Origin of the sequence: Chryseobacterium wanjuense (assembly GCF_900111495.1) — a bacterium.
GTDB classification, from domain to species: domain Bacteria; phylum Bacteroidota; class Bacteroidia; order Flavobacteriales; family Weeksellaceae; genus Chryseobacterium; species Chryseobacterium wanjuense.
This window is the reverse complement of sequence record NZ_FOIU01000005.1, coordinates 101,841-122,981: the sequence shown is the minus strand read 5'-3', so window position 1 is coordinate 122,981 and position 21,141 is coordinate 101,841. Positions and strand designations below refer to the sequence as shown.

Here is a 21,141-nt window from a genome sequence, read left to right as displayed (position 1 = left end):
ATGAGCGAAAAACATTTAGTATGTCAGGGTGCAACCTGTAAGTGCAAATTTGGAACAGTGCCGGATAAATTAATGGTGAAAACCCAAACCAAACGCTATATCAATGATAAAGAAGGAAAAAAGAAGTTGACGGCAACCCATAAAGACATAGGGAAAACTTTTGAGAAGAATACCTTCGGAAATTGCGCCAAAATGAACAATAACCCTTGTCAGGCTGTAGTAACGGAATGGACCGGATTTTACGATAAAATTGTAATAGAAGATAACAAAGGAAAAGTTTTGCTGGAAGACAGTAAAGCCACCTGCCCCATTGGCGGAAAAGACTGTATCGACATCATCAATCACGGACAGAAAAGTGAAGTAACTACAGGGAATTTCAAAAATGCAAACCCTGAGGTTTTGGTGGAGGCATGTCCGTTTATCGATTTTACGGAAGTCTCGGATAATATGGAAATGGAAGAAGAGAAAGCTGATTATATATAAATCTGAAAATTAAAAACACGAATGAGCAAAAAAGGTATTTCACAGATCAAAGGTCCTTCCGAGATTCGGCTTGGTGAGACGGCTTATTATGAAGTGAGCAGAATTTATGACCTTGATGATAGAGAAAAAGTAAGCCAGGCAAGATGGAAACTCTATGCTTTGGATTTTGATCAGCATGATAACTGGCGCGAACTGAAACCCGGAGCCGGAGCACCCAAAAAAATAGGACACCGAATTCCGCTTACCGTCACAAAACAATCGTTGGTGGGAAGCGAACTCATGCTGGAAGCTTTTATTTATGAAGCTGAAAAACGTATTCCTCCCGGATTAAGAATTAAAGTTCTGCCCGGATTGGAAAAGAAAATAACGAGAGTTGAACTTTTCAAGATTGATGATTCTCCTATCAAGGAAGATACGGTGATGAAGTACGGGCAAACCATAAAAGTGAAAGTCTATACCCACAATATGCAGGATGAAATGGTAAAGCTAAGTCTTTACGAAGATGATGCAGATGGCGGAGGCCACAGTCTGAAAAATAAAAACAATCTGGTCGCACAAATCACAAAAGCCCTGAATAAAAAAGGTTTTCTGTGGCATGAGTTTAAGCTGAATGCCGATTTTTCTGAAATTGCCAACGCAATGATGGACGGAACTCACGACAAACTGCATGAATATTACGTTGTAGTGGAAACCGCCGAGCATAGATCCGTCAGCAAAAATGTAGATGTTCAAAATCCTGATTATATAAAAGTGCAGACGGTCAGCAGCGGGAAACCATTTGATAATGAGGAGATTTATGATGGCGGAGAGATCGAGGAAGTTGTGGTTAAAGGAAAGTTGAAGAGACAATATGGAGCTAATCCTGCTGTGGATACTGGGAATAAAGTGGTGACGGTGTTTAAACCTGATGAGAAGAAGAAGGATGATAAATGTCTTTGTAAACAGTATGATTTAATTTGGGGAGATAAGGTTAGTTGTGAATTTAGAAAGAAGGTGGTTGAAATTTGTGCTGATCTTTGGGGCGAAAAGAGAAAGATTGAAATGGCAAATAATTTAATGGCTGTATTTAAATGGGAAAGTGGGGGAACATTTAAAACTGATGCTCCTAATCAGGCAAATTCCGGTGGTACAGGATTAATTCAATTTATGCCTAGCACTGCTAAAGCACTTTTAGGAAAAGAAGTTACAGTTGAAACTGTTAAAAATTATTATGGACAAAAGTATAATAAGAAGACAAAACGGAAAGAAGATTCATATTTAAAAAGAGTAAAAGAATTTGCAGATATGACAGCAATTGATCAGTTAGATTATGTTAAAAAATATTTTGAACCGTTAAGAGGAAAAACAGTCGAATTTGTTGATTTTTATTTACAAGTTCTATTTCCCGCTTCGTCTCTAAAAGAGGAACATATAGTTTTTGCGTCTTCATTAGACAAACTAACAACTAGGATTTCGGAATCTGAAAAATTAAAAAATTTAAGAGTAACTTCTTATAACCAAAATAAAGGATTAGACATAAACTCAGATGGAATAATATGGAAATCAGAGATTAAAACAAAAGTTCTAGTATACATTACAGAAGGTTTAACTAATAAGGCAATAAAGTTTACTTGTAACGAAAAATCAACACATGAAAAAATAGTAGCTTCAGAAACCCAATGGCATCATCCTATAAATCATCCTCAATTAAGAGGATGGTATAATGATTGGGCTCCGGAGAGAAGCATACATAGCAACAATATCCCTGGAAGAGCAAAAGGAAAACACGATGGACTTGATCTATATGCCCCAGCAGGAACGCAAGTGTATGCTTGTATTGATGGTGAAGTGAATGAAATATATTATTCCGAATCGTATGGGAACTGTATAAATATTAAAGGAAATTATAATGGAAAGACATATTGGTTTTTTTATGCTCATTTAAGCTCCATTTCAATCAATGCTAAGGATAAAGACGGTAATCCTACCAAGGTTAAAGCCGGTGATTCTATTGGAAAGAGTGGCAAAACAGGGTCTTCTGCAACAGCATTAAAACCAAATCAAGTTCACCTACATTTTGAGGTGCGTACTACCAAAGAGAGAACGGGAGGAAGAGTAGATCCATTTTCTCATATATCTGAATTAAACACACAAGTAATTAAAAATCCTAAAAGAGAAAACCAACCATGATAATAAATTTTAAATATTTATTTATAGTAATTCTTTTCACTTCTATAATTAATTGTAAGGGACAAAAAGAAGAAATTCCAGATAAAAATAAAGTAAGTTTATCACATATTGAAAAGAAGTCGAACGAGATTTTTATAGGGAAAGTTTTCTTTTCAGGTGATGAATTCAACGATTATGAATTCATCAAAAGTGATGAAACAACTATAGACAGTATTTCTTATAGTATATATAAAAATATACATAATAAAAAATATGTTTTTTCATTAGAAAGGTTATTAAAGACCGATGATGTTGAAAAATATAAAATCATTGATACTGTCAATATTAAAAAAAATGTTCCAATTAATGGATTGAAAGTAGAAAAAAGCATGATTGATAATGCAGTAAATTTAATGTATGACCAAAAGTTATTAAAATCATGGAGATTTAAAATAAAAAATCAGGATCAAATTAACTGGAAAGGTACATATTCAGTTAATATTGATTACGGAAAATTAGATGGGTTTTCAGAAATGGCTATCCTATATGATATAGAAATTAATGAGAATGGCTGTACATTTTCAGGATTAGGATATAAAACTTACTTTACCGATCAATGTAAAATAGAAGAAAAAAATAACAGCCTTATCTTAAAATATGAAAAAAATATTGAAGGAGATGGTTTTTCAGATCATTCAAAAATAGATACTCTTGCCGTTTTAGTCTTAAAAAATAATAAATATTATATCAAAAGCCCAATAATAGCGGATAAAAATTGGAATTATAATACTGAATTAATACTCAATAAAAAATGAAACATATAATTTTTCTTTTAATACTTATGAGTATACAAACTTGCAGAGGTCAAAATGATAAAAATATGACAACGGATAAGAGGAATGATCTTAATGAAAAAATAATAATTCCTAATCTATTTGATAAGAGATATTTTCACGGTTATCAATTAAGTCCAGATTCTGATTACCCTATTTATACATTTGCTAATAAAGATATTGGAAGTGTAACAGTGAATTTTATAAATAAAAATATTAAAAAACAAGAGGAATGGTTCCAATTTGATTTTAAGAATGGTTTAGATTCTGGTGATGACCCGGATGATAAATATTTTAACGATTTAAACAAAATGATTAAACCTAAATTAGAATCTCATTTGGATAATTACTATATCATAGCAGAATTTGTGCCCTATAAATATATTAAAATAAGTCGTGATTATATTGATCATATCTATCCATACAAGAAAACGTATTATTTATACAATAAAGAAAAGAAATCTTGGGATTTCCTTAAAGAAAAAACTGTTAGCGATGGCAATGATGAAAAGAACATAACTAAACTGGCTGAATTAAATACAATGATGGGTATTAAGCCTGCTAATAGTATTGTAAACATAGCAGAAATTCATACAGTCAATACTTCAATATCATTAGAAAAACTTGATGGTATTTGGTCAGATGATTGTAATTCAAATAAAACAATTGCTTTTATTTCTACCCTTGAAAGTGTTCAGTTTAGTATTCCAAATCGATTTTCAATGAATGCACAACTTAAAAAAATAGATGTTAACAAATATGAATTTTACTTCACAGACTTTCCACCTATTATTCCGCTTCCAGATGAGATGGAAGTTTGGGATAATATGGATAATAAGAAACCAGTAGGCACTATTGAAATTATTAATGAATCAAAAGTGAATTTAACATGGTTTGGGTTTTACTATAAAAAATCAAAAAAATATATTCAAACTGAAAATCCTTTTAATAAGAATAGTAACGTCGCAACAATCATTCATTGCACAGATAAATAGAATTTTAACAAGAATTAATGTGTAGTGATGAAAGTAATTATATTTTAAAATAGAAACCAAAATAACTAGCAAATGAAAAAACTAATATATTTCCTTTTTATTTTTTCAAATCTTTGTTTTGGGCAAAAACAGAGTTATGAAGATAGAAAAGCCTTGGCAGATAGCTTTTATAATAATAACGAATATGAGCATTCATTGCAGATATTTGATGAACTTTTGGGAAAAGATTCTAAAAATCATTATTTATTAGGACGTGTTGGTTTATGTCTTTATGATCTAAAAAATTATCAAAAAGCAAAAGAAAAATTTCGTTTAGCGGCGTTATATTGTCCTGTTGATGAAAATAAGACCATTGCTGGTTATTATGCCAATTTATCTTCATGTTATTCCAATCTTAAAGAAAATGAAAAAGCCTACCAATATGCGAGTAAAGCTTACAGTTTAGATGATAAGTCATCTCAGATTTTATGGAATGCGGCATTGAATGCTTTGAATTTAGGTAAATATGATGAATGTCTCAATATATTAGATAATGCTAAAATAGAAAAGAGTAATGCTTTCTTTTCATTATATGGGCAGTCATATTTAAGCAAGGGAGAAAGCAAAAAAGCAATTGAAAACTACGAAAATTTACTTCAAAATTATGAAGAAAACAATGATGTTATAAAGCTCGATCTATTAATTCAAAAAAAGAATCTTTTTAATGCTTATATGAGGTTTTTGGGTGAAAATAGTTCAAATTCTTCTAAATATGAAGATAAGGCTACTCAACTTTTTAATGATATAAGTCAACATAAAGAGGAGAGAATCAATATGCTAAAATTGCTTTTAGATCATAAATGTTCATGGTATGTGAATGAATCTCTCCGTAATACGAATATGACAAAAGCAGCACTGAATATGATGACACTCACTTCGGCTAAAGAATTTGAAAAAGATCAAATCTACATGAGTGCGGTTGATGTAGGATGGATTTCTACAGGAGCGAAAGAAAGTTTAAGAAAGAAACAGTTTGAGCAGGGATATATTCCGCCGTTGGATTCTGTGGATGGTGCTGCCAGAATTCTTCATCCGGTAGTTGATGGGATTCAGGGAAATTATTTCAGCGGAGTTTTATTGAAAAATTATAAAATTCATACCTGGTGAAATAAAAAGGTTAGCTCAGAGGAAGAGTATATGGTTAATAACAAGAGGGTTGTAGGTTAGAATCCCGTGCCTTTTTGAAAGGAATGCACAGTTTAAAATGGATAAATACTAACATGTCACGATAGAGATTGCAGGTTCGAGTCCTGCTGCATTTCCAAACGGAGATAATAGTTTAATCGGAAAAATTTATTCCTGCATAGAATTGATGCGAGTTCGAATCTCGCTTATCTCCCCAAAGAAACGTTAGCTCAAAGGAAGAGTACTGACCTTCCACGTCAGAGGTTGCGGGTTCGAGTCCCGCACGTTTCGCAAAAAATTTTTCAAACGGAGCAATAGTTTAATGGAAAAGCACATCCTTCTAAGATGAGTTGCAGGTTCGATTCCTGCTTGCTTCGCTTTTAGATTAATATGAATAAGAAATAAACAAAAACAATTAAAAAAATGTACACATTCGTCGATATTGGCATTAATCTGACCAATAAACAATTTCACAACGAACACGAAGAAATCATCAACCGAGCCCTCGACAACGGAGTAGAACAAATGATTCTCACAGGAACGAGCATACGCGGAAGCAAAGAATCTGCGGAAATCGCTGAAGATTACCCCGAAATTTTATTTTCAACGGCAGGAATTCATCCTCATGATGCAAAATCTTTTAACAATGAAAGTATTCATGAACTTAGAAAATTCTTAAAACAAGATCAGGTGATTTCCGTCGGAGAATGCGGACTGGATTTCGACCGGGATTTCTCTCCCAGACCCATTCAGGAAAAATGTTATCGGGCTCAGCTGGAACTGGCCATCGAAGTGAATAAACCGCTTTTTCTTCACGAAAGATCTGCTTTTAAACGATTTAATGAAATTACAGACGAATATCTATCGAAGCTCCCCAAAGCTGTCATTCACTGTTTTACCGGAAGTTTAAGTGAGGCGAAAATTTATCTGGACAAAGGATTTTACTTAGGATTTACCGGAGCGATCAGTGATGAAAGGAGATTCAAACATTTGGAAGATGTGATAAAATATGTCCCGCTCGACCGGATGATGATTGAAACAGATGCTCCTTTTATGCTTCCGAAAAATATGCCCAGGATGCAGCATCGCAGAAACGAACCGTCATTTTTGCCTTATGTTGCACAAACTATTGCGGGTCTAAAGAAAATCAGTATTTCCGAAGTTGCAGACGAAACCACAGAAGTCGCCCGAAATTTTTTCAGAATATAAAAAAAGAGTTCTACAATTCATGTAAAACTCTTTTTTATTAAATATTTTAAAGCAATTTTATTAGCATTACTAATTTTTACAAACTTTTAATTGCCGATTCCAAAGCCAGTTCCATCATCGGTTTCAAAGCTCTTTCTCTTTTGTCGGCAGAAATTTTTTCATGGGTTGGAATAATATCTGTCACCGTAAGAATCGTTGCTGCATTTTTTCCTAAATGTTGAGCATTAGCAAATAAACCGAAAGCTTCCATTTCTACGGCCGGACAATTATATTTCGTTGCAATAGCAGGAATATTCGGGTCTTTTCTGTAAAAAATATCACTGCTGTGAACGTTGATTATTTTTGTTTTTAATGAAAGTTCTTCTGCTGTTTGGTTGATTGTGTTAAAAATATTCCCCTGATGAGAAATAATTTCGTCTTCAATTTCCCAGGCATATTTTGCATACGTACTTTCGCTGGCGGCATTTTCTACATTTAAGATGTCAAAAAGTTGAAGGTCAGTATTGTAAGCGCCACAAGTTCCGATTCTTATAATGGTATCTACTTCATATTCGGTAAAAAGCTCGAAAGAATAAATTCCGATACTCGGGAAGCCCATTCCGCTGGCTCCGACAGTGATTTCTTTTCCTTTATAAAAACCGGTGTAATAAAAAATTCCTCTCGTTTTGCTTACCAGTTCTGCATTTTCCAGATACTTTTCAGCAATAAATTGTGCACGGAGCGGATCTCCCGGCTGCAGCACTACTTTCGCAATTTCTCCTTTATTGGCACTAATGTGAATACTCATAATTTTATTTTCAATGGAGCAAAGATAACAACTTTTGATCGATTAAAATTATTGAAAAGGTGAAGCTATCTAATGGTTTTTTATTGAAAGGTTTACGAACGAATGTTCACGAAGCCTTATCAATCAAAATCCTCCACATTATATAAAATGAAAATATTATTTAATTATCAATCATTCAATTAAAAGTTTTATTCTCAGAGAAATAATTTTATTTTTGTTAGATGATGGAAACCAAATCCCCATTTTTAGATACTTTGTTTCTGCTTCGAAAGGACGAATGCATTACAATTTTCACGGATATCCAGGAGATTTCCCAAAAGGAAGAGCAGGATGCCGCAGATTATTTTGAGTCTGAATTCGAAAAAGAAAGATTGGAATTTTTGTCGGATCAGATCAGTTGTGACCGTGAAACGACGGTTTGGGCAGCGAAAATCTTATACCACAGTGCACAGCTATATTTGGTAAGAAAAAATACGGCAAAAGATTTGCAGAAATTGATTCCTGAATTTAAGGGGAAAAGAGACATTTCTTCACTGTTATCTGCAGATTTGTCGCTCAGGTTTTTGCCGCAGGTCATTTCCGCTTTACAGAATGCTGACCCGGAAGATTCGTTAATCAAAATGCTGGAAAATATTTTAGCCCAATTTCATTATTCAGCAATTGGTTTTGATCTGGATTTGGAAAAAATTAACTGGAAAGAAGAATTAAAAGATAAAACCTACCGAAAATTATATCTTGAAAGAATTGTAGAAAAGAAAGCCTACCAATTGGCTGAAATTCCCTACATCAATGAATTGCTGATCGCAGAATTCGGGATGTATAAAGATGTTTTTTGGAAAGAATTAAAAATAATGAATCATGGAAATTAATTCGGCAATTACTGTAGGTTTCATCGTGGCAACGCATATGTTTTTGTTTTGCATTATAGGCTATTATATTAATATGAAACTTTTTAAATTAGACATAAATGCATTAACCATATTTATGTTTTTTTCTAAACCATTATATTCTTATCAACTTAAAAATGGTATAAAAATTAATTTTGGATATATTCCTATAACAAGTTATTTGAATTACAGTTCCGATCAAGAATTATCAATTCCCGAGTCGGATATTTTAATGCGGGAAAGAAGAAAAAAAGGAGCTGCTTTTCAATTGGTGATGCTATTTCTGTTAACTTCAACCATTTCTGTATTAAGTCTTGTTTTAGGTTTTAATCCTGTCAAAATTCTTCTTGACTTCTGGATAAATAGTTATGAATTTATAAAAGGAAATCAAACAGAATCAGATTTTCTAAATTTTATACATCATCAGTATGAGGTATATGGAAAATATTTCTTTATTTTCTTTGCCGTAATGTCATATTTTATTTTGATCACAGCTGTTATGATTATAACATCGCTTTGGCATTGGTTTTATATAACATTATTTGTTTTACTGGTCATATCTTATTTTGTATTTGGACTTCAATATTTAAAACTTCCGTTTACTTTTTATATAGACCTATTTTTAACACTTACCATCAGTGGATTTATATACTTTTTATTACTAAGATATTTTATTAAATAAATAAAAACGACTCAAAATATAGAAAAATTAAACACCGTTCTTACCTGTTATTAAAAAAGATGTTTTTTGTAGAGAATTAAAATAAAGAATAATTAAATCTCTGCTTACTTTGCTAAGTGAAACGCCTTTGTAAACTTAAAAACAGGGAATTATTTAAAAGAAACTTTGCGCTCTTTGCGTTAAAAATAAAAGAAAATTAATGATTCAAAATATAGAAAAATTAAACACAGTTCTTACGCACGTCAAAGACACCTTTGTCGGAAAAAATGATGTAGTGGATTTATTGGGAATTTGCTTACTGGCAAGAGAAAACGCCTTTTTGTACGGTCCTCCCGGAACGGCAAAATCTGCGATTGTAAGAACATTGGCAAAAACGGTGAAAGACGGGAAAAATTTCGAATACCTTTTGACTCGTTTTACCGAACCGAACGAGATTTTCGGTCCTTTCGATATCCGAAAATTAAAAGAAGGTGAATTGCTCACCAACACCGAAGGCATGATGCCGGAAGCGTCAATGGTTTTCCTGGACGAGATTTTCAATGCCAATTCCGCGATCCTGAATTCCCTTTTAATGGCTTTGAATGAAAAGATTTTTAAAAGAGGAAAAGAAACAAAACACCTTCCCGCATTGATGTTTGTGGGAGCGAGCAACGTTCTGCCGGAAGACGAAGCATTGAACGCGTTGTTCGATCGTTTTCTGATCAGAATTAATGTAGATTATGTAAATCCCGAACTTCTTCAGCAGGTATTGCTGGCCGGAAGAAAACTGGAAAATGATACAGAAACGGATATTCCGGAAATTCTTTCAGATGAGATCAGAGAATTGCAGAATTTGTGTAAAACGGTTGATCTGAAACCGATTTATGAAGTGTATTTAAACACTATTATCAGCCTTAGAAATACAGGAATTGCCATTTCCGACCGTCGGGCAGTAAAACTGCAGAATCTTATCGCAGCGAGTGCTTTGATTTGCGGTCGTAATGAAGCGATCTTATCCGATTTATGGGTCTTAAAACATATTTGGGATACGGAAGAGCAGATCGAAATCCTGGAAGGAATTATCAACAGGACAATTGAAAAGGACGACAATCCGAAATCCCATCCACAGGCTTTACAAAACAAAACTCCGAATCCGGAAGAGGTGATGAAAGACGTAAAAATCCTGGTAGAAAAATGGAATAACGAAACATTGAGTTTTGAAGAGCAAAATGTGATTAAGGATAAGTTAAGATACCTTCAGACCCGTTGCGACTGGATCAAAAATCCGGAACAGAAACAGTATATCCAACAAGAAATCGAAAGTCTATGGCAAAAGATTCTTCAGAGCGTATAAAAGAATTTTGGGCAGAACTTCCCCGAGCGGATGAAGATTTTTTAGGGTCGATCCGTGACTGGAAAAATGTTCAGATTGCATTAGAAGAGGATGTAATCTGGCTGAAAGGTTTTACCGATGAACAGGCTGTTTCACCGGAAATTCAGCAGCTGCCTGATTTTTTATTGTACGAGCTGAGAGAAGGATTGTTGTTCCGGAAAAATGCCCTGGTTCCGAGTAAAAAAGTAAGAACGGCTTTGCTGTGGACTCCTATCGACAAAGCATTGAGATTAACTTTCCCTCCTTCAAATCAGAATTTTTTCGGAATTGATGAAAAAGTTGAAGTAAGATTAAAACCCAGCGAAGAGGAACAACCTGCAGCAGCTTTATTAAGTTCGATCACTGAAATTAAAGACACCATTATAGCTTTACCAAAATTCAAACTGGAAAATTTGGATTGGATCGTCATGAATGAAAAAGCATTATTCTTGGGAATGCCTTTGTTGAGCCTTCCGGGAAAAACATTCTGGGCGAAAGACGGGCATCTTTTACCGACAGGTTTTGATTTTGAGTTTAAAAATTTGAGTTCTTTACTGCAAAGAAAATATAATGCAGGTCAGGATCAATGGATTTTATGGAATGAAGAAGGAAGCGTTTTATCAATCAATAAAAATGATTTCCGAAAATTATCCGTAAGCTCATTCCGCCTGACCGAAAAAGCAAAAGAATGGAATTAAGAGAATATTTCCAATCATATGAAAATTATTTCTGGGAGTGGACGACTGATGAAGACGTACCTGACGATACCGGCTATAATGAAAACAACCTTATTTCGATCCCGAATGTAGGGGCAATTGCGTACAGGCCTTACGTAATAGAGGTTTTAAGAGAGCTTAAAGATCAGGGGTTTCCGTCTTTTGGCTCGCTGCTTCTTGTTTTGTACGCGATTCAGGACGGTTACCTGAATATGGATGGTGTTTTTTATTATTTAAAAAAACAAAATACAGCATTTGGAATAGACAAAAGCGCTGATATTGACCTTGCCATACGCTTTTTAGAGAATTTAAATTCCCTGGGAAGTTCGATTAAAAAAGGACAAAATAAAATCATCCTTTTAAAAACAATTTTTAAAAACACCCATAATATCCTTTCTTCCGGGAACTCAGAATTAATTATAAAAATATTTGAAAAAAGACCATACAAAATCTCCGGATCTGCCGAGAAAAAGAAATTGGTTTTTCCGGTAATCAATAATGATATTAATGCTCTGGCATATCTTCAAAAGAAGTTTCCGACTGCCGGATCCATCATCGAAGCGATGAAAGGTATTGTTGATATTCCCGAACTGGAAGACGAAGTCGTTGAAGAAGAAACTACCGTAGAAACCGACAAAGATTTTATCCAGGAATTGATCGAAGAACCCAAAACTTTCCAGGTTGGAAGCTTAATTAAAAGAATCTGGAGCGGTCTCAAAATCCCGATGCGACATCTCTCACCAGGCGAACAGCCCATCGGAGGGATTTCGGATATGACCAATAAAGGTGAACTCCACCGAATGCTTTTGTCAGAATTTGCCAATGAAGATGAGGTATTCATGAACCGTGTCGCGAATAATGAAGCGTTGTATATCCAACGTGAAATTCCGCCTGAGGAAAATGTTTTTGAAAGAATTATTCTCATCGATACTTCCCTGAAAAATTGGGGAACTCCGAAAGTATTGGCCTTTGCTTCGGCAATCGCGGTGATCAAGCATCCGAAAGCACATTCGGAATGTAAGGTTTTTGCGTTGGGACAAACCAATGTACCGATTGCTTTGGATAAAGTAGAGCAGGTGATAGAAAATCTCAATCAGGTAAGTCCTCTTTTGGATGTCTCTCAGGCGTTGGAAACGTTTTTCGATGAAAAGCATCCGGAAAAAGACCTTGAAGTTTTTTTTATCACTCATGAAGAAAATCTGGCTAATCAAAAGGTGCAGAAAGTGATTCATGAGAACAGGGACAAACTGAAATTTATCGTGACAACTTCCGCGGACGGTGAACTGAATTTTTACAAATACCATAAAGGAACCAGAAAACATATCCAGAAAATTGTACTTCCGTTGCAGGAGTTGTGGGCAAATCCGCCACAGAGAAAACAAAAACGGGAAAATGTGTCTACAAATGGAAAAAGAACAGAAGTTCCTTTGAATTATCCGATTTTATTTCCGGCACCCATTAAGAAAATGGCTACTTTTTTATATGAAGGTGAATTTTATATTTTAAGTAATAAAAAACAGTTGTTAAGAACGTATTTGTCAGATAATTATTACAACAAAAATTATTACGATTATTATAAAATCCATCATGGCTGTGAAGTTTTGATTGAAGATATTTCAGTAAAACCGAAAGGGCAGTTTGCACTGGCGAGAAATAAGCAGCATGAATTTATTTTATGCCAATATCAGCCGGATAAAAAGTTGATTTCTAAATTGAATTTAAATACAAAAGAATATTCAGAATTGAATTTGACAGGGAAAAATATTCCCCCAATTTTTCAATTAATTTATTTTAATAGAAATTTTTACCTGCATCATCCAACGCAGGATTGGATTCATGAAATAAATCTGGAAGGCAATATTTCTATTGAACAAGTAAAAAATGATCTGGAAATCATTAAAAACCAAACTAAAGTAGACGCAGAAATTAAAAAACTTTCAAATAGCGGAATAAAAATTTTAAACAATTTCAGCAATATCGGAATCAATATAGAAGATAATCTGGTGATTTCGAATAGTGAATTGAATAAATTGTATGATAATTCATTAACGTTTTACAGAAATAGGCATCAGTTGAAAATTTTCGCCGAACAGAACAAAAATAAATTTACTTTTTCCGATGGCAGCGAAATCATTACAGATTCAAGAGGAATGCTGACTTTTAAAAGCAGTAATAAAAATGTTCCGGAATTTTACATTCCGTCGACCGATTATGGATTTCTGGCGTTGGCGACCCATACGGAATTTGGCGGTTCAGAATATTATTTGCCCACCAGTACTTTATTGAAAGTGAAAAAAATGGAAGACATGTATGCCGAATGTCTGAAGAGATTTATAGATCAAATTTTGGATTATGGAACTTAGAATACAACCTTTTCCGAAAAATAATTATCCCAGGAAAGGACTTTTAATAAAAGGTTCTTCACCATTGACGTGGCTTCATGAAATGGAAATTTTAGGGATAGATTTAGATGAAGTTCAGTCATTTCCGATACCTTCCAACCAGCCGAATGTTTTGTATGGTTGTTTTTTGATTTTTAAAAATAATGCTCCGGGCGAAATTGGAAAAAATTCTTATTTTCAGTGTATTGATAATAAATTTTTCATTCCTGAAAACACCACTTTTTATCCCAAGATTAATCCTGAAGACTGGCAAAGCATCGATTCTGAATTTCTGATCATGCATCCTGAGTTCGGATTGGTAAAATTAAATGAAGAAATCGACTGGCTTTCATTAATTCAACATCCAAAACAGTCTGAAGATAATATCCGAAAACCTTTAAACGGTGTGAAAATTCCTCAGAAAATTGAGAGCTACACTGTAGAAATGGACGATGAAAAGGTGCTGGAAGCCCTTCAAAAACCACAAACAGAAGAGGAATGGATGAAAAGTCTGCCTTTTGACTTGCAAAAAGTGATGAAGGGTAACAAAAAAGAAATAGAGAAATATTTAAAATATATTGAAAAATATCCCGACAGAGCGGTAGATCTTGGTGTTCCGCTGGATGTGATGGGAACTTCCAGAGGGGATGGATTTGGGAAGTTTAAATTTCTGGAAAATACATGGTTCGGAAAATTATTCGGTGGAAATAATTCGAACGGAACAGGCTCGACCTATTCTGAAAAATACCGCTGGGTATTTTGGGTGTTTTTGATTGCCATTGCTTTGTTCAGATTTTTCATGCATTTAAGTAAGGATGAACCTGCGCAAGCTCCGTCGGTTGCATCATCAGGAAAGATTTCAGAAGTCAATAAAGATCTGATGAAACCTGTTGTTGCCTATCAGTCCGGGGTTACAGATATTGATATGAAAATCGACTCGATGTATGGTAGGAAGAGACGCGAATTGATGGATGAGCATATGAAAGCATCATTAAATCTTAGTGAGAGAGATGAAGGGAAAAGTTATAAAGAATATTTAAAGAAAGGAGGAAGACCAATTAATAAAATTCAGGAAGATATCTTTAAATTTAATGATAAAAAGAACTCTTCAACCGATTCTTTAAAAAGAGTTTATCGTAAAAAAATCGTAAAATATGTAGCGCAAAGTGAAGAAAAGTACAAGAAAAAAATCACGGATTCGCTTAAAAAAATAAGTTCGGGAAAACCTGCAGATCAGGGAATCGTAAAAAGTATATGGAAGAAAAAACAGGTTCTGATTGAAGATTCATTAGGCCGTCTCTACGGAACTAAAGAATACCCGGAGCCACCACCAGTTGATCCCGATAAAGCAAAAAAAGTGGAAACGCTGGAAAAAGAAAAACCTTACTCAAAACACAATATTTCTTTCTCGGAAATTATTTGGTTGATAATTTTCATGACAGGAGTTGTTGGCTTGTATAATTTTATTGTAAAAAGAAAATCTTTAAACATTGGGGGTAATAATGTCCCGGGTGGAATTAAAATTTTTCTCATTATAGTTTTAGTTGCGATGTTAGCGTATATTTTCTATCCTTTGATCGAAATGTTCGGCTACAACTGGTTTGTTTGGATTCTTATCATTTGCGTTGTGCTTCTGCTTTACCGTTTGTTCAGCGAAGACAAAACCATTTTAAAATCGGATAAAGATGAATAGGCAGAAGTTTATAGACAAATTCATGGCGGCATTTTTTATTCTGGTAATCATTAAGGTTATCGGGATTTTGGCGCAGCTGTTTCATCAAAGTTTTTGGAGTGTTATTGGGACTTTGGTGATTTTTGCGATCGTAGCTTTCATCATTTTTATTGTTCTTCTTCGTTTGGAAGACAAAGAAAAAGAGAAAAATTCGCAGAGTCGAAAAGGTGCGAATGGAGGCGGAAATTTCTATCTTGAAGCTTCTCTTTTCGATAAAATCAGAAGTAAATATGAAGATCTTGCCCAAAAATATATCGACGAGAAAGATTATAAAAAAGCTGCAAAAGTATATATGAATCTTCTTCGGGATCACTATCGCGGCGCAAAAACTTTGGAAGACGGCGGATTTTACACTGAGGCGGCTGTTATTTATCTTAAGAAATTAAAAAACAAATCCGAAGCGGCCAACTGTTACGAAAAAGCAAAACAATACCGAAAGGCAATCGATCTGTATAAGGAACTCGAACAAAAAGAAAAAGTGGGAGATTTGTACAGGGAAATTAATGATGTTAAAAATGCAAACACTTATTATCAGATGGTTGTAGACGATTATGTGAACAATAATCAGATGGTAAAAGGTTCTCTGATCTACCGCAAAAAAATGGAAATGCCGGATGAAGCCCAGAAAATTTTATTGAAAGGCTGGGAAGAAGATCGCGATGCATTCAATTGTCTGAATAATTATTTTGCGAATATTTTTGATGTTAAAAAACTCGATCAGCAAATTCAGGAGTTATATAAAAAAACACCTTCAGAAAAGAAGATCACTTATCTGGAAGCCATGAAATATGAATTTAAAAAAGATCCGAAACTTCAGACAACAGCGAGAAATATTGCCTACGAAATCATTGCGGAAAAAGTAACCACTCATTCTGAAATTGTAAATGAATTAAAGCATTTTAATCCTGATGATGAAGTGATTTTGAAAGATATTTCGAGATATAAGACGGGAAGAAACAGGATGTTTAGGAATTGATTTCGTCATTGCGAGGAGCAGGGCGACGAAGCAATCTCAAAGTAAAAATTATGTAATATAGATACTTCGAGAACCTCAGCATGACATCTCTAATACTAGCTGTTTTATTATTAACGAAACATTTGTCGCGTTGCCATAGTGAGGCTCTCGAAGCATTTTTTCAACACTAAAAATTAGCGTCAATTATAGAATCATTTGCACCAACACTCCCAGTTACCTTTTATTTAATTAAGAAAAACATTTATCTTTGCACCAATAAAATTATGACAATACAAAGAGCACATATCAGTTTAAATCTATGCGATCACCCTGTACTAAAGGGATCGTTTGGATATGAATGGATGATATTGAATGAGGCGAAATGTGCTTGCTTTGAAAATTATTTACCGTAAACTCGTAAAAATTTAATCAAAATACTGCAGAAACGCCTCGATGATCGGGGCGTTTTTTGTGTTTTTAGGACAGAAATTATTTAGAATGAAAAAAAATAACCATAAAAGTGAAAATTATTTAATCAACAATGAACAATTAATAAGAAAATAAAGCGTGATAAGTAACCCGATGAGAGACAGTCATTTAGGTATTTAAGACATCTGCAAAATATTGCGGACGGAAATTCTTTATTCTAAAATATGGAATTAATTAATTGATTTTCAATAAGTTAAATGAAAAATAAATTTGCGAGTTAAAAAAAATCATATTTACTTTGCAACCGAAAATTGAAAGCAACAAGTTTTCAAGCTTTAACAGAAACATTTTTAAACAACAAGAATAAAATGAAACAGTTACATAAAATATCTAATCAGTATTCAAGACAACACGGACAGGAGCCGATGGGACTGGGGTATGCATGTATTCTTGATAGTGAATTTGTGGATAAAAGGTGCTTATATATTGGGGTCAGCTAATGAACTGACACGTCAAAAAAATATAAAGCGCCTCTCAAAAAGAGGCGCTTTTTTTATGGTTTCTCTAGCTTATTTGGTAAAGCGTCGGTTTGTGGCACCGGAGAACAGGGTTCGATCCCCGGAGATACCCAAAAATGTGAATGGTCAATGATGAATTTTGTTTCACAAGTGAATTTTAAAATTGACAAGCAAAACGGATTGACGATTCACAAATTACAATAATCGCATAGCTCAATTGGTTGGAGCATCGGTCTGATACGCCGAAGGTTGAAGGTTCGAGTCCTTCTGCGATTACAAAAAAATGTGAATGGTCAATAGTGAATTTTAAAAAATTGACAAGCAAAACGGATTGAGAATTCACCATTCACATTTTCAAGGTTCCGTAGCTCAACTGGATAGAGTATGGGTTTTCTAAACCCAGGGTTACAGGTTCGAGTCCTGTCGGAATCACAAAAAAATGGTCTATTGAGGTAATGGCTAACCTGCCTGACTGTCGCTCAGGCACTGCGAGTTCGATTCTCGCATAGACCGCAAAGATTCACGGAAAACTTCGGATCCGACTGTCTCTCGGAGAAGAATTTTGAAGTGAATCTGCAAAACTGGAAAGATAACGGTGGTTGTTTACCCGCCTTGGACGCGGGAGGTCGCAAGTTCGAATCTTGCTTTCCAGACGAAAAAAAATGAATGGTCAATAGTGAATTTTGTTTCACAAGTGAATTTTAAACTTAACGATCAAAGTAGATTGACAATTCACAATTCAGACTAAGTTAATTGTTTCAAAGAGAAAAAGAAAAAGTTTGTCGAGAGCAGAAGATCTTTACGCCAAAAACACGATATAATATAGACAAGCTTTTTCTTAACTCACCTGAGGCTGGAAAATTGAAGATGGATGAGGGAAGTTGTAAACATGATATAAATTTTAGGTAAAATAAAGTTTGTCAAAGCGCAGAAGTTCTTATATCAAACAAAAAATTGAGACAAACTTTATTTTTTTAGTAGAAGTTAGAAGCTAGAAATGAGAATTTAGAGATGTAATATTATCTAAAAACAATCAACTAGCAACCAACTAACAACTTGTTAAAAAACGATGGTTCGCCGAAGTGGAAGAGTCGGGGCGGTCTGCAAAACCGTTGCGTGAGCTGAGTGGGTTTGAATCCCATAACCATCTCAAATAACTAAAATGAGATTAGTTCCGAAGAAAAAAAGAGTTTGTCGAGCGAAGAAGTTCATATATCAAACTAAAAAAATAATGACAAGCTTTATTTTTCTTCACAAAAAAGAAATTAGATGCTGGAGATTAGAAGTTAGAGATATTGCATGATCTAAAAACTATCAACCAACAACAATCAACTAGCACCAAATCCGGAAGTACGCCGAAGTTGGAGAGTCGGGGCAGACTGTAAATCTGTTGCTTCATTGCTGAGTAGGTTCGAATCCTACTACTTCCACAAAACCGCTGATAATGTAATGGCAGCATGCAGGAAATGTACTCTTGTTGTTCAGGTTCGATTCCTGATCAGTGGTCAAAAAAAGTGAATGGTGAATTACTTTGTAGTCAATTTTTAAAAATTTGACTGCAAAGCAAATTGACGATTTACAATTCAAAAAACGCTCTATTCGTCTAACGGTTCAGGACGCCTGCCTTTCGAGCAGAAAACAAGGGTTCGATTCCCTTATAGAATACAAAAAAGTGAATAAGTGGGTAGCGAATTTTGCTACGCCAGTGAATTTTAAAAAATTGACTACAAAGTAATTCACAATTCACAAAAAAATAGGTTTAAATGGAAAGAGAAAAGTTTGTTGAGCGCAGAAGATCTTTACAAATATAACAGGCATAGTTTATAAATATAGACAAGCTTTTCTCAGACCTAAATATAAGTAATGGACAATGGGTAATAACTCAAAACTTAAAACTGATTCATAGTGTAATTGGTCAGCACACAAGACTTTGACTCTTGTTGTTCAGGTTCGAGTCCTGATGAATCAACAAAAAAGTGAATGGTCAAATGTGAATTTTGCGTTGCAAGTGAATTTTAAAATTGACAAGCAAAGCGATTGATAATTCATCATTAACATAACAAATAATTAATAAAAATTTAGACAAAACAAAACATGTAGAAAAAATGGAAACGCAACAACAAATGTGGCAAAACATGACTGGGAAAATTTTCCAACACTCTATCACACAGCTGGTAGAAGAAGCCATCATCCGCGAACAAGCCAATGGACACCGACTGAAAGTGTGCGTGGGTTCAGACTCCCATGTGTATGGTGATGCCATCAATTATGCTACGGCAGTGGTCTTTATTCGTGAGGGAAAAGGAGCGTTTACCTTTATCAGAAAAGAAAGAGAAATACAGAATATCAGTATCAAAGAACGAATGCTGAACGAGGTGAACAAATCCGTAGAAATTGCATACACGATCTGCTCTATTCTGGATGCTTATGGTGTGGAAATGGAGGTGCACGCAGACATTAATACCGACCCGGATTTCAAATCCAACATCGCTTTGAAAGACGCAATGGGATACATTCTGGGAATGGGATATGTGTTTAAAGCAAAACCTTATGCATTCGCTAGTTCCAATTGTGCTGATATGATGGTGTGAGGAAGTAGGAAGCGGGATGTATGATGATGTAAGTTTTTTAACTGTATGAATTTAACTTCCTGCATCCAGCTTCTAGCTTCCAACTAAAAAAATAAATAAAACCTTAAAAACTAATAACCATGTATTTTTTAGTTCAGGCTAATGTATATTTAGATCCCGATCACTACAAAATTTTTGATGCTTTGGAAGAATTAAATATTGATTACCATGTAATTAATATTCCTCCAACTGCAGAAAAAATAGACTTCGAAACAGACAGAAAAGATGTTTTTGTATATGGTTCGGTGACGATTGCAAGATTGGCAAAACAAAATACAGATTGGTTTCCCGGTTCTTTCTATGGAGGAAATCACCTGTATGAAGTGTATTCCAAATATTATGGTGAAAATCTTCTCAATCATAAAGTTTCCGTACATAAAATTTCAGAAGAATTGATTTGGAAAAAAGATGAAATTAAATTCATTAAACCTTATAATGAAGCTAAAATTTTCACAGGAAAAGTTTTCACAGAAGCAGAATGGAAAGATTTCGTTTTTGAATCATTAAAAAATCAATTAAACAGAATTACAGAAGATTCTTTGATTCAAATTTCTGAAGCAAAACGAACGATTAAAGAAGCAAGACTTTGGATTGTTGGTGGACAGATTATTGATGCAGGATATTATAAATTTAATGATAATGCGCCTTTCGAAGAAAAAATTTCAGAAGACGGATTGAATTTCGCTAATGAAATGATCCAGATTTTCAACCTAGAAGAAGCCTTTGTAATGGATATTTGTTTAACCGATGAAGGTTGGAAAATTGTTGAAATAAATTGCATCAACAGCTCCGGGTTTTATCCAAACACCAACGTGAAAAGCATTGTCAAAGCATTGAAAATTTACTTTTCCAATTAAAAAAATAAAGCAATGGAAATAACAAAAAGATTCTTATTTCTGGATGATATAAGATACCCGATTGAGGCATATCATTATACCAAACAGGATATTTTCCTCAGAAAAGACTGGCATATCGTTAGAAATTACGAACAGTTTGTCAACAGGATTTTGGAAAAAGGACTTCCGGAAATGATCTCTTTTGACCACGACCTTGCGGATGAACATTATTTAAAACCGGATTCTCAGGAATTTGTGGAAAAAACAGGCTATGATTGCGCAAAATGGCTCATAGAATATTGTATGGATAACTATTTGAATTTGCCAAAATTCTATTGCCACTCCATGAATCCTGTTGGAAAGGAAAATATTGAAAGCCTTTTAAAAAACTTTAAAAACTATTAA

Annotated in this window: 17 protein-coding genes and 12 tRNA genes; 28 read left to right on the top strand and 1 reads right to left on the bottom strand. The window is 34.2% G+C overall.

The genetic code is table 11. The annotated features are described in order from the left end of the window. From BMX24_RS19975 to BMX24_RS19940, 9 genes are all read left to right on the top strand, one after another. Entirely contained in the window at nucleotides 1–483 is a 483-nt protein-coding gene (locus tag BMX24_RS19975) for a DUF4280 domain-containing protein (RefSeq protein WP_089796017.1), read from the top strand. 21 nt (nucleotides 484–504) lie between these two features. Continuing rightward, nucleotides 505–2,652 carry a peptidoglycan DD-metalloendopeptidase family protein gene (locus tag BMX24_RS19970; protein ID WP_089796015.1) on the top strand — a complete coding sequence of 716 codons (2,148 nt, stop codon included), beginning with the start codon at nucleotides 505–507 and terminating at the stop codon, nucleotides 2,650–2,652. After that, nucleotides 2,649–3,446 carry a DUF5991 domain-containing protein gene (locus tag BMX24_RS19965; protein WP_089796013.1) on the top strand — a complete coding sequence of 266 codons (798 nt, stop codon included), beginning with the start codon at nucleotides 2,649–2,651 and terminating at the stop codon, nucleotides 3,444–3,446. Before BMX24_RS19970 ends, BMX24_RS19965 begins: the two co-directional genes overlap by 4 nt. Continuing rightward, nucleotides 3,443–4,459, top strand: a complete 1,017-nt coding sequence (locus tag BMX24_RS19960) for a hypothetical protein (RefSeq protein WP_089796011.1) — start codon at nucleotides 3,443–3,445, stop codon at nucleotides 4,457–4,459. The genes BMX24_RS19965 and BMX24_RS19960 overlap by 4 nt, the downstream gene beginning before the upstream one ends. A gap of 72 nt (nucleotides 4,460–4,531) precedes the next feature. Next, complete coding sequence (locus BMX24_RS21085) at nucleotides 4,532–5,605, top strand: SDR family oxidoreductase (RefSeq protein WP_139176912.1); 1,074 nt, start codon at nucleotides 4,532–4,534, stop codon at nucleotides 5,603–5,605. A 161-nt stretch (nucleotides 5,606–5,766) separates the two neighbouring features. Beyond that, nucleotides 5,767–5,840: transfer RNA gene (locus tag BMX24_RS21270), tRNA-Cys, on the top strand. Between the two features lie 2 nt (nucleotides 5,841–5,842). Beyond that, nucleotides 5,843–5,914: transfer RNA gene (locus BMX24_RS19950), tRNA-Gly, on the top strand. A gap of 17 nt (nucleotides 5,915–5,931) precedes the next feature. Then, a tRNA-Arg gene (locus tag BMX24_RS19945) sits at nucleotides 5,932–6,000 on the top strand. A gap of 46 nt (nucleotides 6,001–6,046) precedes the next feature. Then, complete coding sequence (locus BMX24_RS19940) at nucleotides 6,047–6,832, top strand: TatD family hydrolase (RefSeq protein ID WP_089796010.1); 786 nt, start codon at nucleotides 6,047–6,049, stop codon at nucleotides 6,830–6,832. Nucleotides 6,833–6,908: 76 nt separating this feature from the next. Here BMX24_RS19940 and deoD read toward each other — a convergent pair whose 3' ends face one another. After that, nucleotides 6,909–7,619 (bottom strand): purine-nucleoside phosphorylase, encoded by a 711-nt coding sequence (deoD, locus tag BMX24_RS19935; RefSeq protein ID WP_089796008.1) that lies wholly within the window; start codon nucleotides 7,617–7,619, stop codon nucleotides 6,909–6,911. 221 nt (nucleotides 7,620–7,840) lie between these two features. Here deoD and BMX24_RS19930 point away from each other — a divergent pair, with 221 nt between their 5' ends. From BMX24_RS19930 to BMX24_RS19850, 19 genes are all read left to right on the top strand, one after another. Then, nucleotides 7,841–8,488 (top strand): hypothetical protein, encoded by a 648-nt coding sequence (locus tag BMX24_RS19930; protein ID WP_228404939.1) that lies wholly within the window; start codon nucleotides 7,841–7,843, stop codon nucleotides 8,486–8,488. Beyond that, nucleotides 8,478–9,188 (top strand): hypothetical protein, encoded by a 711-nt coding sequence (locus BMX24_RS19925; protein ID WP_089796005.1) that lies wholly within the window; start codon nucleotides 8,478–8,480, stop codon nucleotides 9,186–9,188. The genes BMX24_RS19930 and BMX24_RS19925 overlap by 11 nt, the downstream gene beginning before the upstream one ends. 199 nt (nucleotides 9,189–9,387) lie before the next feature. Beyond that, nucleotides 9,388–10,521 (top strand): AAA family ATPase, encoded by a 1,134-nt coding sequence (locus tag BMX24_RS19920; RefSeq protein WP_089796003.1) that lies wholly within the window; start codon nucleotides 9,388–9,390, stop codon nucleotides 10,519–10,521. Further along, nucleotides 10,494–11,237, top strand: coding sequence for a hypothetical protein (locus BMX24_RS19915; RefSeq protein WP_089796000.1), 744 nt, complete (start codon nucleotides 10,494–10,496; stop codon nucleotides 11,235–11,237). Before BMX24_RS19920 ends, BMX24_RS19915 begins: the two co-directional genes overlap by 28 nt. Then, nucleotides 11,228–13,618: a hypothetical protein gene (locus BMX24_RS19910; RefSeq protein ID WP_089795998.1), complete on the top strand. Its 2,391-nt coding sequence runs from the start codon at nucleotides 11,228–11,230 to the stop codon at nucleotides 13,616–13,618. The genes BMX24_RS19915 and BMX24_RS19910 overlap by 10 nt, the downstream gene beginning before the upstream one ends. Continuing rightward, nucleotides 13,608–15,329 carry a hypothetical protein gene (locus BMX24_RS19905; protein WP_089795996.1) on the top strand — a complete coding sequence of 574 codons (1,722 nt, stop codon included), beginning with the start codon at nucleotides 13,608–13,610 and terminating at the stop codon, nucleotides 15,327–15,329. The genes BMX24_RS19910 and BMX24_RS19905 overlap by 11 nt, the downstream gene beginning before the upstream one ends. Further along, the gene (locus BMX24_RS19900; protein WP_089795994.1) at nucleotides 15,322–16,344 is read left to right on the top strand and encodes a tetratricopeptide repeat protein; all 1,023 of its coding nucleotides are present in this window, start codon (nucleotides 15,322–15,324) and stop codon (nucleotides 16,342–16,344) included. Before BMX24_RS19905 ends, BMX24_RS19900 begins: the two co-directional genes overlap by 8 nt. Before the next feature lie 965 nt (nucleotides 16,345–17,309). After that, nucleotides 17,310–17,382, top strand: a tRNA-His gene (locus BMX24_RS19885). A gap of 90 nt (nucleotides 17,383–17,472) precedes the next feature. Beyond that, nucleotides 17,473–17,546 (top strand) — tRNA-Ile (locus tag BMX24_RS19880). Between the two features lie 82 nt (nucleotides 17,547–17,628). Further along, a tRNA-Arg gene (locus BMX24_RS19875) sits at nucleotides 17,629–17,702 on the top strand. Between the two features lie 9 nt (nucleotides 17,703–17,711). Next, a tRNA-Asp gene (locus BMX24_RS21265) sits at nucleotides 17,712–17,783 on the top strand. 68 nt (nucleotides 17,784–17,851) lie between these two features. Continuing rightward, nucleotides 17,852–17,923: transfer RNA gene (locus BMX24_RS21260), tRNA-Pro, on the top strand. 415 nt (nucleotides 17,924–18,338) lie between these two features. Then, a tRNA-Cys gene (locus tag BMX24_RS21255) sits at nucleotides 18,339–18,420 on the top strand. A 196-nt stretch (nucleotides 18,421–18,616) separates the two neighbouring features. Beyond that, nucleotides 18,617–18,700, top strand: a tRNA-Tyr gene (locus BMX24_RS21250). 162 nt (nucleotides 18,701–18,862) lie between these two features. Then, nucleotides 18,863–18,935 (top strand) — tRNA-Glu (locus tag BMX24_RS19870). 231 nt (nucleotides 18,936–19,166) lie between these two features. Further along, a tRNA-Gln gene (locus BMX24_RS19865) sits at nucleotides 19,167–19,239 on the top strand. Between the two features lie 136 nt (nucleotides 19,240–19,375). Beyond that, nucleotides 19,376–19,861, top strand: a complete 486-nt coding sequence (locus BMX24_RS19860; protein WP_089795988.1) for a ribonuclease H-like YkuK family protein — start codon at nucleotides 19,376–19,378, stop codon at nucleotides 19,859–19,861. Between the two features lie 119 nt (nucleotides 19,862–19,980). Next, nucleotides 19,981–20,757 (top strand): ATP-grasp domain-containing protein, encoded by a 777-nt coding sequence (locus BMX24_RS19855; RefSeq protein ID WP_089795986.1) that lies wholly within the window; start codon nucleotides 19,981–19,983, stop codon nucleotides 20,755–20,757. Between the two features lie 12 nt (nucleotides 20,758–20,769). Next, nucleotides 20,770–21,141, top strand: a complete 372-nt coding sequence (locus BMX24_RS19850) for a cyclic-phosphate processing receiver domain-containing protein (protein WP_089795984.1) — start codon at nucleotides 20,770–20,772, stop codon at nucleotides 21,139–21,141.

Coding starts and splice junctions, on each gene's coding strand:
- BMX24_RS19975 (WP_089796017.1), top strand. CDS start 1: ATGAGCGAAAAACATTTAGTATGTCAGGGTGCAACCTGTAAGTGCAAA.
- BMX24_RS19970 (WP_089796015.1), top strand. CDS start 505: ATGAGCAAAAAAGGTATTTCACAGATCAAAGGTCCTTCCGAGATTCGG.
- BMX24_RS19965 (WP_089796013.1), top strand. CDS start 2,649: ATGATAATAAATTTTAAATATTTATTTATAGTAATTCTTTTCACTTCT.
- BMX24_RS19960 (WP_089796011.1), top strand. CDS start 3,443: ATGAAACATATAATTTTTCTTTTAATACTTATGAGTATACAAACTTGC.
- BMX24_RS21085 (WP_139176912.1), top strand. CDS start 4,532: ATGAAAAAACTAATATATTTCCTTTTTATTTTTTCAAATCTTTGTTTT.
- BMX24_RS19940 (WP_089796010.1), top strand. CDS start 6,047: ATGTACACATTCGTCGATATTGGCATTAATCTGACCAATAAACAATTT.
- deoD (WP_089796008.1), bottom strand. CDS start 7,619: ATGAGTATTCACATTAGTGCCAATAAAGGAGAAATTGCGAAAGTAGTG.
- BMX24_RS19930 (WP_228404939.1), top strand. CDS start 7,841: ATGATGGAAACCAAATCCCCATTTTTAGATACTTTGTTTCTGCTTCGA.
- BMX24_RS19925 (WP_089796005.1), top strand. CDS start 8,478: ATGGAAATTAATTCGGCAATTACTGTAGGTTTCATCGTGGCAACGCAT.
- BMX24_RS19920 (WP_089796003.1), top strand. CDS start 9,388: ATGATTCAAAATATAGAAAAATTAAACACAGTTCTTACGCACGTCAAA.
- BMX24_RS19915 (WP_089796000.1), top strand. CDS start 10,494: ATGGCAAAAGATTCTTCAGAGCGTATAAAAGAATTTTGGGCAGAACTT.
- BMX24_RS19910 (WP_089795998.1), top strand. CDS start 11,228: ATGGAATTAAGAGAATATTTCCAATCATATGAAAATTATTTCTGGGAG.
- BMX24_RS19905 (WP_089795996.1), top strand. CDS start 13,608: ATGGAACTTAGAATACAACCTTTTCCGAAAAATAATTATCCCAGGAAA.
- BMX24_RS19900 (WP_089795994.1), top strand. CDS start 15,322: ATGAATAGGCAGAAGTTTATAGACAAATTCATGGCGGCATTTTTTATT.
- BMX24_RS19860 (WP_089795988.1), top strand. CDS start 19,376: ATGGAAACGCAACAACAAATGTGGCAAAACATGACTGGGAAAATTTTC.
- BMX24_RS19855 (WP_089795986.1), top strand. CDS start 19,981: ATGTATTTTTTAGTTCAGGCTAATGTATATTTAGATCCCGATCACTAC.
- BMX24_RS19850 (WP_089795984.1), top strand. CDS start 20,770: ATGGAAATAACAAAAAGATTCTTATTTCTGGATGATATAAGATACCCG.